Annotated in this window: 20 protein-coding genes; 10 read left to right on the forward strand and 10 right to left on the reverse strand. The window is 66.9% G+C overall.

Annotation, left to right across the window (positions count from 1 at the left end):
- Window position 1 precedes the first annotated feature (1 nt).
- Entirely contained in the window at window positions 2-403 is a 402-nt protein-coding gene (locus tag Rhe02_RS44000) for a hypothetical protein (protein ID WP_373320790.1), read from the forward strand.
- Here the strand turns inward: Rhe02_RS44000 and Rhe02_RS44005 are convergent.
- Window positions 383-1,240, reverse strand: coding sequence for an aminoglycoside phosphotransferase family protein (locus Rhe02_RS44005; RefSeq protein ID WP_239124451.1), 858 nt, complete (start codon window positions 1,238-1,240; stop codon window positions 383-385). The two genes, Rhe02_RS44000 and Rhe02_RS44005, sit on opposite strands and share 21 nt — an antisense overlap.
- Before the next feature lie 35 nt (window positions 1,241-1,275).
- On the reverse strand, window positions 1,276-2,130 hold the full coding sequence (locus Rhe02_RS44010) for an SMP-30/gluconolactonase/LRE family protein (protein ID WP_203914498.1): 855 nt from the start codon (window positions 2,128-2,130) through the stop codon (window positions 1,276-1,278).
- Between the two features lie 119 nt (window positions 2,131-2,249).
- On the opposite strand from Rhe02_RS44010, the gene Rhe02_RS44015 reads away from it, so the two are divergent.
- From Rhe02_RS44015 to Rhe02_RS44025, 3 genes are read left to right on the forward strand one after another with little or no spacing between them, the layout of a single operon-like run.
- The gene (locus tag Rhe02_RS44015; RefSeq protein WP_203914499.1) at window positions 2,250-2,612 is read left to right on the forward strand and encodes a YciI family protein; all 363 of its coding nucleotides are present in this window, start codon (window positions 2,250-2,252) and stop codon (window positions 2,610-2,612) included.
- Window positions 2,609-3,817, forward strand: coding sequence for an RNA polymerase sigma factor (locus Rhe02_RS44020; RefSeq protein WP_239124447.1), 1,209 nt, complete (start codon window positions 2,609-2,611; stop codon window positions 3,815-3,817). The genes Rhe02_RS44015 and Rhe02_RS44020 overlap by 4 nt, the downstream gene beginning before the upstream one ends.
- Window positions 3,814-4,716 (forward strand): aminoglycoside phosphotransferase family protein, encoded by a 903-nt coding sequence (locus tag Rhe02_RS44025; protein ID WP_203914501.1) that lies wholly within the window; start codon window positions 3,814-3,816, stop codon window positions 4,714-4,716. Before Rhe02_RS44020 ends, Rhe02_RS44025 begins: the two co-directional genes overlap by 4 nt.
- Here Rhe02_RS44025 and Rhe02_RS44030 read toward each other — a convergent pair.
- Window positions 4,713-5,012, reverse strand: a complete 300-nt coding sequence (locus tag Rhe02_RS44030; RefSeq protein WP_203914502.1) for an MTH1187 family thiamine-binding protein — start codon at window positions 5,010-5,012, stop codon at window positions 4,713-4,715. The two genes, Rhe02_RS44025 and Rhe02_RS44030, sit on opposite strands and share 4 nt — an antisense overlap.
- Window positions 5,013-5,052: 40 nt before the next feature.
- Here Rhe02_RS44030 and Rhe02_RS44035 point away from each other — a divergent pair, with 40 nt between their 5' ends.
- Window positions 5,053-5,934 (forward strand): NAD-dependent epimerase/dehydratase family protein, encoded by an 882-nt coding sequence (locus Rhe02_RS44035; RefSeq protein WP_203914503.1) that lies wholly within the window; start codon window positions 5,053-5,055, stop codon window positions 5,932-5,934.
- Here Rhe02_RS44035 and Rhe02_RS44040 read toward each other — a convergent pair.
- The gene (locus Rhe02_RS44040; protein ID WP_203914504.1) at window positions 5,929-6,555 is read right to left on the reverse strand and encodes an NAD(P)-dependent oxidoreductase; all 627 of its coding nucleotides are present in this window, start codon (window positions 6,553-6,555) and stop codon (window positions 5,929-5,931) included. The two genes, Rhe02_RS44035 and Rhe02_RS44040, sit on opposite strands and share 6 nt — an antisense overlap.
- Before the next feature lie 58 nt (window positions 6,556-6,613).
- On the opposite strand from Rhe02_RS44040, the gene Rhe02_RS44045 reads away from it, so the two are divergent.
- The 3 genes from Rhe02_RS44045 (at window position 6,614) to Rhe02_RS44055 (ending at window position 8,027) form a co-directional block, all read left to right on the forward strand.
- Entirely contained in the window at window positions 6,614-6,958 is a 345-nt protein-coding gene (locus Rhe02_RS44045) for a winged helix-turn-helix transcriptional regulator (protein WP_239124448.1), read from the forward strand.
- Window positions 6,959-7,032: 74 nt separating this feature from the next.
- Window positions 7,033-7,290 (forward strand): hypothetical protein, encoded by a 258-nt coding sequence (locus Rhe02_RS44050; RefSeq protein ID WP_203914505.1) that lies wholly within the window; start codon window positions 7,033-7,035, stop codon window positions 7,288-7,290.
- Window positions 7,287-8,027: an SIR2 family NAD-dependent protein deacylase gene (locus Rhe02_RS44055; RefSeq protein WP_239124449.1), complete on the forward strand. Its 741-nt coding sequence runs from the start codon at window positions 7,287-7,289 to the stop codon at window positions 8,025-8,027. The genes Rhe02_RS44050 and Rhe02_RS44055 overlap by 4 nt, the downstream gene beginning before the upstream one ends.
- Here Rhe02_RS44055 and Rhe02_RS44060 read toward each other — a convergent pair.
- The 3 genes from Rhe02_RS44060 to Rhe02_RS44070 are packed head-to-tail and all read right to left on the reverse strand — an operon-like array spanning window position 8,011 to window position 9,788.
- Complete coding sequence (locus tag Rhe02_RS44060; RefSeq protein WP_203914506.1) at window positions 8,011-8,445, reverse strand: hypothetical protein; 435 nt, start codon at window positions 8,443-8,445, stop codon at window positions 8,011-8,013. The genes Rhe02_RS44055 and Rhe02_RS44060 overlap by 17 nt on opposite strands.
- Window positions 8,446-8,491: 46 nt before the next feature.
- Entirely contained in the window at window positions 8,492-9,364 is an 873-nt protein-coding gene (locus Rhe02_RS44065) for a class I SAM-dependent methyltransferase (protein ID WP_203914507.1), read from the reverse strand.
- Window positions 9,365-9,401: 37 nt separating this feature from the next.
- Window positions 9,402-9,788 (reverse strand): hypothetical protein, encoded by a 387-nt coding sequence (locus Rhe02_RS44070; RefSeq protein WP_203914508.1) that lies wholly within the window; start codon window positions 9,786-9,788, stop codon window positions 9,402-9,404.
- A gap of 95 nt (window positions 9,789-9,883) precedes the next feature.
- On the opposite strand from Rhe02_RS44070, the gene Rhe02_RS44075 reads away from it, so the two are divergent.
- Window positions 9,884-10,300 (forward strand): YidB family protein, encoded by a 417-nt coding sequence (locus Rhe02_RS44075; protein WP_203914509.1) that lies wholly within the window; start codon window positions 9,884-9,886, stop codon window positions 10,298-10,300.
- A gap of 48 nt (window positions 10,301-10,348) precedes the next feature.
- On the opposite strand, the gene Rhe02_RS44080 is transcribed toward Rhe02_RS44075, so the two are convergent.
- Together Rhe02_RS44080 and Rhe02_RS44085 are read right to left on the reverse strand one after the other, a co-directional pair.
- Window positions 10,349-11,095: a DUF2127 domain-containing protein gene (locus tag Rhe02_RS44080; protein WP_203914510.1), complete on the reverse strand. Its 747-nt coding sequence runs from the start codon at window positions 11,093-11,095 to the stop codon at window positions 10,349-10,351.
- 3 nt (window positions 11,096-11,098) lie between these two features.
- Window positions 11,099-12,406, reverse strand: coding sequence for an alpha/beta hydrolase (locus tag Rhe02_RS44085; protein ID WP_203914511.1), 1,308 nt, complete (start codon window positions 12,404-12,406; stop codon window positions 11,099-11,101).
- Between the two features lie 274 nt (window positions 12,407-12,680).
- On the opposite strand from Rhe02_RS44085, the gene Rhe02_RS44090 reads away from it, so the two are divergent.
- Entirely contained in the window at window positions 12,681-13,370 is a 690-nt protein-coding gene (locus tag Rhe02_RS44090) for a hypothetical protein (RefSeq protein WP_203914512.1), read from the forward strand.
- Window position 13,371: 1 nt separating this feature from the next.
- Here Rhe02_RS44090 and Rhe02_RS50300 read toward each other — a convergent pair.
- Window positions 13,372-15,060, reverse strand: a 1,689-nt coding sequence (locus tag Rhe02_RS50300; RefSeq protein ID WP_239124450.1) for a polysaccharide deacetylase family protein, incomplete at its 5' end; no start/stop codon positions are given.

Below are 15,060 nucleotides of genomic sequence, written 5' to 3' on the forward strand. Positions count from 1 at the left end.
CGTGGGCGATTGGCGTGAGGAAAGGCAAAAGGCGATGGCGGCGCGCAGCGCTGCGCTGGCCGGTGAGCGCGCCGCCGAGGCGCGCAAGGCACGTGAGCTCATCGCCGCGTTTGTGGCCGAGGCGGTGGCGCGCAGGTTGCCCACCACCGCGCTGCGGGCGCAAGGCTACGGCGGCCGGGCCCGCTACCGCACCGGGCTGACCGGGTGGTATCTCAACCAGGCCCGCACGGTCGCCATCGGTGTCGACGGCAATTACTATGTGCTCGGTGTGCCGCGCAGCTTTCTTGCCCGCCTGGTGGGCGTGCGGCTGCAGCCGCAGGAACCACGGCTGACCATCGGCGTGGGCGGCCCCGACGGGGAGTCGATGTCGCTGAAAGACCTGCTAGACAAGCAGCTGCTCTAACACGTGCCGGCCGACCTGTGCCATCCGCGGGTTGTCGTCGGTGTGCGCGACGATGGCCGTGCCGATGTTCAGAGCCCAGCCGCGGGCCCGTTCCCAGGTGTCGTCATCGATGTCGCCGAGGTGCTCGCGGAAGCTGCGCCGGCCCGGCTCGTCGAAGACGAACCAGCCTGCGGCCAGATCGGTGGCGGGGTCACCGGCGGTGAGGTCGCCGAAGTCCAGGACACCGGCCAATCCTGACTGTCCAATGAGGATGTTGGCCGGGTGGGGATCGCCGTGCACCCACACCGGCGGGCCCTGCCACTGCGGCACGGCCACCAGCTCCTCCCACATCGCGGTCAGCTCGCTCGCGTCTGGTACAGCATGCAAACGCTCATAAAATGCGGGACTGCGCTCGCTCAACGCCACTCCGCGCACAGGATTGCGCGGCGCGTCGCTCGGCGCCGGGACATGCAGCGCCCGGAAGAAAGCGCCGAGCCCGGGGGCAAGGCTTCGGCGTTGCGGCGGCGGCACCTCGCTGGCCACCACCCCCTCAATCCAGCGGCACACCGACCACGGCCAGGCGAACCCCTCCCCCGGCTCGCCCACGTAAACCGGCGCGGGCACGGGCACCGACACCCGCGAGGCGAGCAGCGGGAGCCAGCGGTTCTCGTTGCGGATGAGCTGCACGGCCACTTGCCGCCGCGGCAACCGCACACACAGGTCGTCGCCGAGCCGGAAAATGGTGTTGTCCCAGCCGTTGGCCACCAGGCTCAGCGGACGGCCGGCCAGCTCGGGGCATTGTGCTTCCAGGAGCCGGCCGACCAGCTCGGCATCAATCTCGACCTCAGCCGCGGGCATGTCCACGAACGACAAGTGTGCCAGGGCGAAAGACTTTACGGTGACCCGACTCCGGGCACGTCCACCTCGATCGCCAGCACCTGACCCGTTTTCTCCTTACCACTCATGCTTTCCGGGCCGAGCCATTGCGCCGCGACAATGAACAGGGTGGTGTTGTCCGGGCCGCCCAGCACACAGGCGAAGCAGCCCCTGTCCACGTCGATGGTCTGCAGCACGGCACCGCCCTCTTGCACCCGCACGCATCTCTGGTTGGGCACATCGGCGTACCAAACCGCGTTCTCGGCGTCGAGGGTGAGCCCGTCGGGCACCCCCTCACCCAGCTGCGCCCAGACCCGGCGGTTGGCAAGGCTTCCGTCCTCGGCGATATCGAAAGCCGTGAGCCGGTTGGTGTAGGACTCGGCGAGGATCAGCGTGGAGTTGTCCGGGGTGACCACCAAACCGTTGGGAAAGCCCATTCCGTCGGCCACCTGCCGGGACTGGCCCTGCGCGGTCACCATGACGGCTGTCCCGGGCAGGCCGTCGCCACCGAATCCCTCCGCGAAATCGAAGCCGATGTTGGTGATGTAGGCATTGCCCCGACCGTCCATTACCAAGTCGCTGAAGGGATACGGCGACAGGCTGGACATGTCGGCCTGGGTGGACAGCGAGCCGTCGGGGGCACAGCGCAGCAGCCGCCCATCCCGTGACGACACCACGAGCATGGTGCCGTCGGGCAGCCAGCCCAAACCCATCGGCCCCGCCTGCACCGTGGTGACCACCTCACCGTTTCCCGCCAGATCGACCGTTCCCACCTGCTGAGTCACCATGTCTGAGAACCACAGCCGGCCGTCGTGCCATCGGGGCGACTCGCCCATCCCGAGTCCGGTCAGCAGGGTCTTGAGCTTGGGCATGACATGCTCCTCGTCTTGAGCCCCGTCCCCTTGCGGGAGGGGCGTTACCCCGGATGTCGAAGCTGCCGCCAGCATTTCGACATCGTGGGTGGAAGAATTTCGAGGGATGGTGATGCCGGATGAAGTTCATGATCCTAATACACAGCAATCCCAGGTCACGGGAGATCTGGAACGGGTTCACCCGGGCGCAGCAGGCCGAGGGGATGCGCAGCTATGCCGCGCTCGCCGACGATCTCGCCAAGTCCGGTGAGCTGATCGCCACCGAGGCGCTCGCGGCGCCGTCGCAGGCAAGGCGGCCCGGCGACGAGTCGATGGCCACCGATGGCCCGTTCGCGGAGGTGAAGGAACACCTGGCCGGATTCTTCCTCATCGAATGCACGAGCTTCGAGCGTGCTTTGGAGATTGCCGCCCGGGTACCAGAAGCCGACCTGGGCCTGGTCGAAGTCCGCCCCGTGATCGATCCGGGCCAGCTGCTGACGTGAGCCTCGACGATCTGCTGCGCGAGCTGGCGCCACAGGTGCTCGGGGTGCTCGTGCGCCGCCACGGCGACTTCGACACGTGCGAGGACGCCGTTCAGGAGGCGCTGTTGACCGCCGTCACGCAGTGGCCGCAGGAGGGGATACCGGACAACCCGGCCGGTTGGCTGATCACCGCCGCTTCGCGCCGGCGCGTCGAGATGATCCGGCGCGAGGTGGCACGACGGCATCGCGAGGAGAAGGCCGTCGCGCTGGAAACCCATCCGGCCGAGCCAGGACCGGCCGCCGACGACACGCTCACCCTGTTTCTCCTGTGCTGCCATCCCAGCCTCACCGTGGCCTCGCAGGTGGCGCTCACGCTGCGGGCGGTCGGCGGGCTGTCGACGGCACAGATAGCCCGGGCTCTGCTTGTTCCGGAGAGCACGGTCGGCCAGCGCATCAGCCGGGGAAAGCAGCGCATCAAGGCCAACGGCGCCCAGTTCCAGCTGCCTTCGCCCGCCGAGCTGAGCGAGCGGATTCCCGCTGTGCTCCGGGTGCTCTATCTGATTTTCAATGAGGGTTACACGGCCAGTTCCGGCGGGAGTCTTCATCGTGTCGAGCTGAGCCGGGAAGCCATCCGGCTGGCCCGCCAGCTCCACGGCCGGCTGCCCGAGGACGGCGAAGTACGTGGGCTGCTCGCGCTGATGCTGCTGACCGACGCGCGCCGGCCCGCCCGCACCAAGGCGGGCGCGCTCGTGCCGCTCGCCGAACAGGACCGCAGCCGCTGGGACGCCGGGGCCATCGCCGAAGGCACCGCTCTGGTCACCGCGGCCCTTTCCGAGGCGAAGGTCGGCCCTTATCAGGTACAGGCCGCGATCGCCGCGCTGCACGACGAGGCGGCCCGCGCGCAGGACACCGACTGGCCGCAGATCCTGAGCCTCTACGACCTGTTGCGCCACTTGGCTCCCGGGCCGATGGTCACCCTCGGCCGGGTGGTGGCGCTCGCCATGGTGCACGGGCCACGGTCGGGATTGGACGAACTCGACACGGCGATAGCCCTCGAGCCCGTGCTGACCTCACACCACCGCACCCTGGCCGTCCGCGCTCACCTGCTGGAGCTGGAGGGCGACGCCGACGCGGCCCGCGAAGCCTATGATCTGGCTGCCCAGCACACCGAGAGCCTGCCCGAGCGCCGTTACCTGGCCGATCGCGCCGCTAGACTTCCGGCGTGACAGTCCTGCCGGAGATGGTTCGCCGCACAGCGCAGAGCCGGGGAACCATCGGGCAAGCATGGCTCACCGCCCTTCCCCGCTATGTCGACGAGCTATGCCACACCTGGTCGCTGGAGATCGATGAGGTCATGGCGGGCGGAACCTCAGCCCTGGTGGCGCGGGTCCGCCCTAGTGCAGTGCTGAAAATCGCGCCACCCTGGGATCCGCTGGCCGATCAGGTCCGCACCATCGCCGCCGCCGATGGCCACGGCTACGTTCGCCTTTACGCCTTCGACCCCGAGCGCAACGCCGCGCTTTTGGAGCCGCTCGGCCCGATGTTGCCCGAGGCCCCCGAGGAAAACAGCCTCGATGTGCTGGCGCAGACGCTGCAGCAGGCATGGCAGGTGCCCCGCGGCCCACTTGTCGAATTCAACAAAGCAAGCCAGCTGATAGAAATCATCTCCTCGCTGTGGCCGGCGCTGGGCCGGCCGTGCTCAGAAGGCCTCGTCGAGCAGGCGCTTTCCTATGCACACCAACGTGTTGCGGCCTCCAACAGCGACACCTGCGTGGTGTGCCATGGCGACCCGCACGCCAACAACGCCTTGGCCGTGCCCTCCTCACGGCCCGGAGCCGAGTCAGGATATGTCTTCGTCGATCCCGACGGCTTTCTCACCGAGCCCGCCTATGACCTCGGCGTCGCCATCCGCGGCTTCACCGGCCGGCTGCTCGCCGACGCTCACCCGGTCGACCTCCTGCGCGGCTACTGCCGTCGCTTGTCCGTCGCGACCGGCGTCGACGAGGAGGCCATCTGGCAGTGGGGCTTCGTCGAGCGGGTCTCCACCGGCCTCTACCTCATGCGCCACGGCCACCACGGCGAAGGCCGCGCCTACCTCGCCTCGGCCGAACGCCTCGCGCGCTAGCTCTCGTCGGCGAGGAGACGCTCGATCGTTTCCACTTTGGAGTTGAGGGCGTCGGTGACGCCTGGGCGCAGATCGGCCTTGAGGACCATGCTCACCCGCGGGGCGACCGCTGCCACGGCGTCGACGGCCTGTTTGATCACGGCCATCACCTCGTCCCAGTCGCCTTCCAGGGTGGTGAACATGGCATCGGTGCGGTTGGGCAGGCCGCTGGCCCGAACCACCCGCACCGCCTCCGCCACCGGCACGCTGACATCCTCACCGACTCCAAGCGGGGTAACCGAGAACGCGACAATCATGGGGTGACTCCTATTGTTGACACAGTTGGATACTAGACGGGTGAAGGTCTTTCTCGCGGGGGCGACCGGTGCTATCGGCAGGCCATTGACCCGTGCGCTGGTCGAAGCCGGTCACGAGGTGCTCGGGCTGGCGCGTTCGCAGCACGCTGCGGCGACCGTGGCCGGGCTTGGCGCTCAGCCGGTGCTGGCCGACGCGCTGGACCGGGCTGGGCTGCTGCGCGCGGTGCAGGGGCTGACCGCCGACGCGGTGATCCATCAGCTGACCGCGTTGAAGAAACCCAAACTTCGCCTCGGCGACTCCGATCCCAACACCCGGCTGCGGGTGCAGGGCACCGCGAACCTGCTCGCCGCCGCCACCGCCCTGGGCGCCCGAAGGTTCCTTACCCAATCTCTCATTCTTGGGTACGGCTACCGCGACCACGGATCCAAGATCCTCACCGAGGAAGACCCGTTCGGCGTGCTCGGCGGCGGCATGGCCGACTTCGTCGTGAAAGGACTTCGCTCCACCGAGGAGCAGGCCTTCGCCGCCGAGGGGATAGCGGGAATCGCCCTGCGCTACGGCATCCTCTACGGCCCCGGCACGTGGTTCGACCCAACCCCGGGCGCCACCACCATGCCGGTGCCGTCATCGGGCGGCAGCGTGATGTCCTGGATCCATGTCGACGATGCCGCCGCCGCGACCGTCGCCGCGCTGGAGAGCGGCATCGCGGGCCAGGCCTACAACATCGTCGACGATTCCCCGATGTCGTGGGCGGACAAGGCCGCCGCCACCGCCGCGCAGGGTGCGAAGGCTCGCCGTATGCCGGGCTGGCTGATGCGCTTCGTGCCCTACCTCGGCCGGCTCATGATGCACACCACGATGCGGGTCGCCCATGAGAAGGCGACCCGCGAGCTGCGCTGGACCCCGAAGCATCCCCTATAGGCGCACCCCTTCGGCGCCCAGGTGGACACCATGGTGTTTCGGGGTTTCGATTTCGTCGAGCACGGCCGTGGCGAAGTCGGCGTAGGTGATACGGCTGGCCGCATCGGCTGCGGCCCAACGGTACCGGCCTATAGGCGCGCCGTCGTGGTCGAAATCGCCGGCCGGGCTCAGAACGACCCAGTCGAGTTCGCCTTCGCTCAGCCCATCGCGCAGGGCCGCGTGTCCCAGGTAGAACGACCTGTACTCCTGCGGATAGCCGGGCACGTCCATCAGCAGGGCGCCGTCGGCGGTCGGCAGCACGCTGGCCAGGCCGACCACCACCAGCCGTCGCACCCCGGCCAGGCTCAGCCCGCCGGTCAGCGCCCGGGACGCGGTGGGAAAGAACGCCTCCGGCGCGGCCGCCAGGTCGACCGCCGCGTTGATGGCGGCGTCATGCCCGGCCGCCACCTGCGCCACGCTTTGCGCGTCGGTCACGTCCCCGGTCACCACGGTGGCCGCCAGATCGCTGTGCCGGGCCGGGTCCCTTACCACCGCGGTCACCCGATGCCCACGCCGGTGGGCTTCCCGGATCGCCGCCCGGCCCGCCCGGCCGCCGGCGCCAAAGATCACAATGTTGGTCATGGCCGGAAAGGTAGCGGCAGGTCCGGTTTCCAAACGGATACCGGATATCGTGGCGGTTGTGACAGCGCCTCTCGCCAAGGACATGTTCGATCCCCTCTGCCCCTCGGATCTGAACCCCATCCGGGTCGGCGACAAATGGGCGGGCATGATTGTCCGCTGCCTCGAGCTGGGGCCGGCCCGCTTCTCGCAGCTGCGTGTCCCGCTCACCGGCATCACGGCCAAGGTGCTCACCAAGTCGCTGCGCGCCCTCGAACGCGACGGGCTCATCCGCCGCGCGGCGGGCGAATACAGCCTGACCCCCTTGGGCCGCAGCCTCCTCGGCCCCCTGGACGCAGCCTGCGCCTGGACCCGTGAACACTGGGACGAGCTCTTGGACGCCAGGGAAGGCCTGTATCCACATTAGACGGAGGACGAGCGCACTCTTGTGGTCAAAGCCTGCTAACGTGCCGAACTATGCCTCAAGCTGAGAAATCTGGCATGCGCAGCGCCGCCATTTGGCTCGCGCTCACCGGGATGCTGATCGTCGTCATCGCGTTCACTGTCGGCAACGACCCCTGCGCCATCCGCGTCGGAGGCGATTGTCAACAGGACGCCGGAGGGTTCGCCTTCATCATTGGCATGTTCGTATTCACCTGGGCGGTCGTGCTTTTCGCAGCGCACAGGATCATCATGGAGTTGCGGAGCCAGGAGATCAGGCGCTGGCAACACACGATCACGAACGGGAGCTTGAAGTGACCGGACAGAAGCCGATGATCGGGGTGCTCACTGGCGCGGGGATCTCTACCGACTCCGGGATCCCGGACTTTCGGGGGCCGAATGGCGTGTGGACCAAGGATCCGGCCAAGGAGCGTCTGTTCACTTTGGACAATTATCTGTCCGATCCTGAGGTGCGCAAGATGTCATGGCTGGCCCGGCGGGACAACGCGGCCTGGCAGGCTCAGCCGAACGCGGGGCACCTTGCGCTGGCCGAGCTCGAGCGGGCCGGGCTGCCGGTGCGCATCATTACGCAAAATATCGATGGGCTGCACCAGAAGGCGGGCTCCAGCCCACGCAAGGTTATCGAGCTGCACGGCACCATGTTCACGGTGCGCTGCTGGAGCTGCGACGACCGCACCACGATGAAGGAGGCGCTTGACCGGGTGGCGGCCGGTGAGGCCGACCCGCCGTGCCTGAAGTGCGGCGGGATTCTCAAGTCGGGCACCATCATGTTCGGCGAGCCGCTCAACGCCGAGGTGCTCGATCAGGCCGCCAAGATTGCCATGGCCTGTCAGCTGTTCTGGGCTGTGGGCACCTCGCTGACGGTGGAGCCGGCGGCGACCCTGGCCGCCATCGCCGCTAAATCGGGCGCCGAGCTGACCATCGTCAATGCCAGCCCGACCCCCTACGACGTGATCGCCGACCGGCTGGTGAAGGAGCCGATCGGTGAGGCACTGCCCGGCATGGTGCGCGAGCTGATCAGCTCACTCGGCTGAAGTCCATCACCCAGTCGACCTCCCAGGTGTTGCCGTCGTCGAACGAGAAGGCCTGCTCCCAGCCGAAGTCGTCGTGGGACCGGACGTCCCACAGGTAGCGCACCCGCATCGGTTTGCCGTCGAGCTCGTCGTCGCCGTAGAACTCCTTGGCCGCGGAGCCGTAGACCGCGGGCTGGAGCACGCCATTGCGCGTGCTCACCCAATAGTGGGCCCACAGGTCCCGCTCCGAGTCGTAAAGGCCGATCGTGCTCCCGCCGGTGCCGGTCTCCGGGAAGCTCATCTCGTCGATGAAGCCGATGCCGCCGATCAGGGCGCGCACGGTGCAGGTGGCCGGAAACTCCGTCCAGCCCTCCCCCGCCCGCTTTCGGTTGCGCACTGTCCAGCTGCCGTGGAAGAAGTCAAAGTCGTCTTGTGCCATGGCAAGCACGGTAGGGGTGGGCTCCTGACAGGGTGCGTCAGTGATGTCAGCGCGTGGTCAGCCAGATGCTGCTGCCCGGATCCACGCCCCAGTGCGGCAGCGCCGCGGCCACGGTGTCACGGTGTCGATGGGCTAGGTAGGAGTTGAACCAGCTGATCTCAAGGTGATCATTGTTGATCAACAGGGCGCGCAGCAGGTAGCTCTCGTTCCAAGCCCTTCCTCTATATATCCAGCGCCTCGGATACTCGAAGGGGTAGAAGATGTCGTGGATGTGCACATGCACCCCGGCCGGAAGGCCCGGTATCACCTCGAGGAAGAGCTGGTTGACATCGCTTCCGATTCTGCTCACGTGTGACGAATCTATGAAAAGCATGTCGCCTGGTACCAGATCAGGCAATGAAGCCTCATACAGAGGCGCTTCGATCAGGCTCACCTGTTCGGCGTCACCCGGTCGAAGCAGGCTTTTCAGCCGCTGCGGATGCGGCTCGATGAAGGTGAACCGCATCGAGCGCCCCAGGAACCGCTCGTTGACGTCGAGAGCGAGCGCTGAGGACCATCCGGAACCGATCTCCACGTAATGAGCGGGTCTCAACCGGCGCAGCATGCAATATAGGGCCACGCCGTCGCCGTGGGCGAACCACTTGTTGGCGAGGTGATATCGCAGATGCGGTACCTGATGGGCGACAAAGGGCAGTTCTTGGGCCAATGCCGAGAACTCCTCCAGCAGCGCCAGCTGGTCCTGCGCGCGCAGGTCGATTCCGGCGACGCTGCGCGGGGAGGTGAAGAGCTGTTCGTCTCTGCGGCGCACCTCGTCCAGGTCCGGCAACGGGGAGTGAAAGTGCCCCGGTGGGTAGGGCCGGCCGAGCTGGCCGAGCCAGGCCGGAACACCCCGCAACCGGCTGGCCACAGCAGACGGCATATTAGATGACATATCTCCCGTAACGGCGACCACTCACTTAGGCAACGCCGATCGCCGATCTCACTTCGTTGATCGCCGCCACCTCGGTCTCGGCCACGCCATTGGCCGCGCTGGCCACCTCGTTGCAGGCGGTGGCGATGACGTTCTGGAAGGCCGCCAGGTCCTCGGGCGACTTCGCCGACAGGATCTGCTTGGACTGCTGCAGCGCGGCGAGCACGCTTGCCTTGTCCTTGGCCGCGGTCGGCATCCCGCCCGACTTGAGCATCCCCTGCAGCGGCTGCGGCGCGGCCGCGAGCGCCTTGGCGCCGGCCATGCTCTCCTTGAACATCGCGAAGAAGCCCGGGTCCGCCGCGGCGACGAGGGTCATCGCGCCGAAGGCTGCGGTGCGGATGGTGTCACATTCTTGGTCCGTATATTCGGTCATAGAGGCATCTTGGCCAAACCAGCTCCCGAGCGGAGTGAATTCGCATAGTTTCGAAGGAGCAAGATCAGTCGGCAATCACCGGGGGGATTGGCCAGATGGATCTCAACCAGATCATGAAGCTCGCGCAGGATCCGCAGATGCAGCAGCTGCTAAAGGGGCTGCTGGGGCAGATTTCCAAGGGCGGCGGACAGCCCAATCTGCAGGGCTTGGTGAATCAGCTGCAGGGCGCCGGCATGGGCGACCAGGTGCAGTCATGGGTGCAGCAGGGCCCGAACCAGCCGGTGAGCGGCAAGCAGATCCAAGACGCGCTGGGGACAGGCGCTCTGGATCAGCTGGCGAGCCAGGCGGGCATGCCGCCCGAGAAGGCCGCCGACGACCTGGCCGAGGTGCTTCCGGTGATCGTTGACAAGGCCACGCCGCAAGGCCAGCTGCCCACGCCCGCGCCGCCGGGCACCGACATCGACGGCCTGCTCAAACAGCTGCTCGGCGGCTTGAGCCAGCCGAAGTCTTGACGCCCCACCAGTAGACCGTCTCCTGATGGCGAGAAGGCCGCCCTTTCCCTAGGCGGCCTTCTCAACTACCCGCAGCAGGCTCTCGTGATGGCGTTCGGCGTCGTGGGCCGCCCTGCCGCCGCGCACGCCGAAGAGCCGTTTGCGGTACACGATGAAGACGACCGCGCCGATATTGATGATGAGCGCGCCAATGCGCACCCAGGTCACGCGCTCGGTCAGCTCATAGATCTCGATCGGGATGAACAATGACGTGGCGACCGCGGCCACATATTCACCCCAGCGCTTCAGCAGCCACAGCCCGGTGGCCTCGGTGAGCTGAAGGACTCCGTGGAGGGCGAGCCCAGCCGCTATCCAGCCCAGGGTGCCTTCTTGGGTCTCCAGCAAACGGCGGATGGTGTGCACGAGCGAGGAGTCGAGCAGATTCCAATGTAGACGCTCGGCGAGCGGTGTCAGCAAGGGCAGGTCTTCCTCGAAGGCGCGTCGCACGGCATCGGCATGCGCCCGGAAGCGCAACACCCCGTACGCGGCGAAAAGCACCGCCAGCCCCTTTAGCAGACGCTCCACGGCGAGCAGCCGCAGCACGATCGCGTCGCGCAGCAGCTGCCCGCGCAACACCACCGGCGCATCCTCGGCCGGCCCGGATCCACGCGGCTCACCCAACACGAAAAGGCCGCACCGCAGGCATCGCCAGGCCGTTCCCGCGGCCGTGGCCACCTGCAGATGCTCACGCAGCGGCGTCTCGCTGGGCGCATAGGTGAGGTGGTGCCGCGCACACGCCAGCAGGTTCCAGTCCATGTCCTATCCCCGCACCAGGCGGGTTTTGGCGGCCAGCCAGTCGAGACTGTCTTCCAGCCCCGGCGCCCATACCTGCCAGCTGTGCCCGCCCGGGAGCTCGAGCCACGTCATGTCCATCCCAGCAGCCTCGGTGGCCGCGAGGACTTTTTTGAGCTGCGGGTAGAACTCGTCGTCGCCGGTGCCCGCCACGAGGCGGCCGGCCGTGTCCTCAAAACGATGCGTCTTCATGATCTCCACCGGGTTGATGGCGGCGTATGCGCTCTGGTCTCCCCCAAAGTACTTGCTGACCGTTTCCTTCTCCGATCCGTCCAATGGCTGGTATTCCCCCGCGATGTCGAGGAAACGGCCGTATGTCTCCGGTGCCCGGACCGCCATTTGCATCGCGCAGGTGCCGCCGGTGGAAAGCCCGCCGATGGCCCAGGTGTCGCGATCCGTCGCGGTCTGCAGATGCTGGCGAATCCAGTTGGGGACGTCCTGGCGCAGATACGTCTCCACATTTCCTTCCGGAGAGTCGACGCAGAGCGGATTGGCAAAGTTCGACCCGAGCTGATCCGGCATCACCACAATCGGGGCCAGCCCGTTGTGCGCGGCCGCGTAGTTGTCGAGCTTCTGCGCAAGCTGGCCGGAGACGAGCCAGGAGTCGGTGCTGCCGGGCTGTCCGGCCATCAGCACCAGCACCGGCAACAGCGGTCTGGGCTCGGTCGACAGATATGCCGGGGGAAGGTAGATGTGCGCCGGGCGGGCCTGGAAGCCCGACACGTCACCCGGAATGTCCACCTGAGCGATGATTCCCTTGCTGGGCAAGGGCTGCCTTGGCTGCCAGGTTTCGGCCAAATAGCCATCCACTGGCGCGGCAACGACTTCATTGGCTGTTTCCACTGTGGACAGATCGGTGAGTTTGGGTCTGGTCAGGCCCAGCGCGACGCCGACGGTCGGGAACTGCCCGTAGGTCCGATTCACCTGCGTGGCCGCTATACCCACAAATGCCAGCAGCCCGGCCACCGCGGAGGCGAGCACCCACCAGCTTTTGGGTCTGGTGACTATCAGAGCCGACCCGAGCACCACCGCACTGAGGCCGAGCCACGACCACACCAGCACGTTCAGCGGAAACGAATCAGAGAACGGTTTCCAGACACGAGTGACGAAAAGCGTCGTGACAATGACAAAGACTCCGGTCGCCGCCATCAGCCAAAGTGCCGTCCTCCACCACTTCGGCCGGGGCGGCAACACCACCAGGCCAAGGAGAATGAGCAACCCTGTGGCGGTTAGTGCCGCCGGAAGCCATCCGGTGAGCAACGACCATTCGACCATACTTTGATCCTATTTTGTGGCAATCAAGAATCATGCATTGGTACCAACGACCCTGTGGCCCAGGTCAAAAGTAGTCACAGTAAAGTCACGAAAGTAGCGCTCGATAGCGCTCAATAGTGACCGGGGTCACGATCAAAGGGTTGATGACCTGCGAAAACAGTGTCAGGCTCGTCCGATGCGTGGCAACGGAGCACACGTGAGACGGCAATGGCGCCATCGAGCCCCCCGTATCTCACATACCTTCAAGACATTCATTTCCCTTGACCAACGACGAATGATGCTTTCGGCCGGTCTGGCCGCTTGCCTCGGATTCGCCGCTCTCGCCGGTCACGGTGGTGGCAGTAGCGCCGCCTCGGCCGTCGAGCGGACCCAGGCCAGCGGAACGCAGATCGCGCTGGCAGCGGAAACCGAGCACGGACGCGCAGAGTCCGACAAGATCGTGACGCGGTCATTGCAGGCACGTGAAGCGATTGAAGCGGAATCTAAGCCAAAGCAAGAGACCCCCGCAGCCCCCGCGGCACCGAAGCAGGTTGCTCCGGTCGCCGGGCTCGACCAAACCCAGATGAACAACGCCAAGAAGATTGTTGACACCGCGAAGAAGATGGGCCTCGGCAAGGACGCCCAGACCATCGCCGTCGCGACCGCACTTCAGGAAAGCCAGCTTTACAACCTCGCCAGCACCTACTACCCCGAGTCGTACGAATACACCAACGAAGGTGAAGGCTCGGACCACGACTCGGTCGGACTGTTCCAGCAGCGTCCGCAGTCGGGTTGGGGAACGGTGAAGAACCTGCTGAAGCCGGAATACGCGGCCGAGCAGTTCCTCAGCGCCCTCATCCAGGTCCCGGGCTGGCAGAACATGGCACTGACCTATGCGGCTCAGGCCGTGCAGGTTTCGGCCTTCCCCGAGGCCTACGCCAAGCACGAGGGCCGGGCGACCGAAATCGTCAACGCTCTCAACTGATTTACTGCTGTCCCGCGTGAAGCGGTAGGTGAATGCCGTAAAGCCGGGGGGGATCAACCCCCGGCGGCAGCGCCACCAATCGCAAGCGCGACACCAGGTTCGGCAGAATCGAACGAAGAGCCTCGACGGTCCCCGATCGGTCACCTCCGCCATCATGAAGCAGCACAATGCTTCCCGGCTGAGTGCTACTGGTAACGGTGTTAGAGATGGCTCGTGGTCCCGGCTTCAGCCAGTCGCGCGGATCCACGTCCCAATGCAACGAAGTCATGCCCAGCTGCCGGGCGTTATTTACCGCGGCCTGAGTCCACGCCCCACCGGGGTGGCGGAAGTAGGACACGCGGGAGCCCGGAGCCGCGGCTCTGATGGCCTCACTGGTCCGCGTCATATCGCTCGCGATCGCGGTGTAGCTACGGTTACCCAGTCCTAGGTCGTGAACCCAGCTGTGGTTGCACAAGGTGTGCCCCTCTGCGGCGATGGCACGAACCAGTTCCGGAAACTGGACCACGTTGACCCCGATCAGGCAGAAGGTCGCCTTGATGCGGTACTGCCGCAACAGGGCGAGGACCTCCGGGGTGTAGCGAGGGTCCGGGCCGTCATCGAAAGTCAAAGCGACCTCATAGGTACCGGTCGTGCGCCGGCTCCCAAACGGCCCAGCCTCATCGTCGGGCATCGGTGGCCGACCCGGCCCGGTGATGGGATTACGCTGACTGAGCGGAACAATCCTCGGCGCGGCCTCGATCGGGCCGACCGCCTCGACAATCGCAGACACAGGTGGTGCGGGCGCAGCCGTCGACGGCTGCGCCCGCTCCGTCTTACGTGGACGGTCGCCGAGCCGTCCCGCCCAAAGACCAACCCCCGCAATCACCGCGACCACCAAGACGCCGGCAACCGCCACCCGCACCACATCGGGAACCCGACCCCGCCGCCTCCTGGGAACCCGCACCCGCCCGGTTACCACGGGCTCGGCCTGCCCACCATCAAGCAACGCGCCCAGCCCCACCACCGCGGCCTCCGGCGTCAGCTCACCACCATCGCCGGCAGCCACCTCCGCAAAAGCGGCCTCAGCCTGAGTCGGCACCTCCCCATCCACCACCGCCGCAACATACGGCACCTCAGCACAGATCGCCGCATCAGCAGCCACCGCGGCACTGGCCGAAGCAGCCGCGGCCGCCACCTCCGCGCAGGCTGAAGCCGCCAACGGCGCACGAACCGGCGCAGCCAAAGGCGGCACCTCTGCACAGACCGCCGCAGCCACAAGCGGCACCTCCGCACGGACCGCCGCAGCCGCAGGCGGCACCTCCGCACAGACCACCGCGGCGACGGGCGCTACCTCCGGGCGGACTGGCGCGGTGGTGGGCGGCGGCGCCTCTGTATCGGCTACGGCAGCAGGTCCTTCGCCCCCGGCTGGGACTGTCTCAGCGGCCGCCTGCTCACGCGCCGCGGCGGGCTGTCGGGCCCAAGGCGTGGTGGCGGAACGGGCGTGCGGGGCGGCGGTCAAGCGAGCACGCGCTGCGACGGCGAAGGTGGCCCAACGCGCGGCGGCGAGATAGGCACGGGCCGTTGTGTGGAAACGGGTCCTAAGCGTGGTGCGGCGGAAGGCAAAGGGGCCGAGGCCGGAGGCGATGTGGCGGAGGGTCGCGACTTGGCGGCGGAAGGCAAAGGGGCCGAGGGCGGAGGCGGCGGAGGCCGT

Origin of the sequence: Rhizocola hellebori (assembly GCF_016862955.1) — a bacterium.
In the GTDB taxonomy this organism is placed as follows: Bacteria; Actinomycetota; Actinomycetes; order Mycobacteriales; family Micromonosporaceae; genus Rhizocola; species Rhizocola hellebori.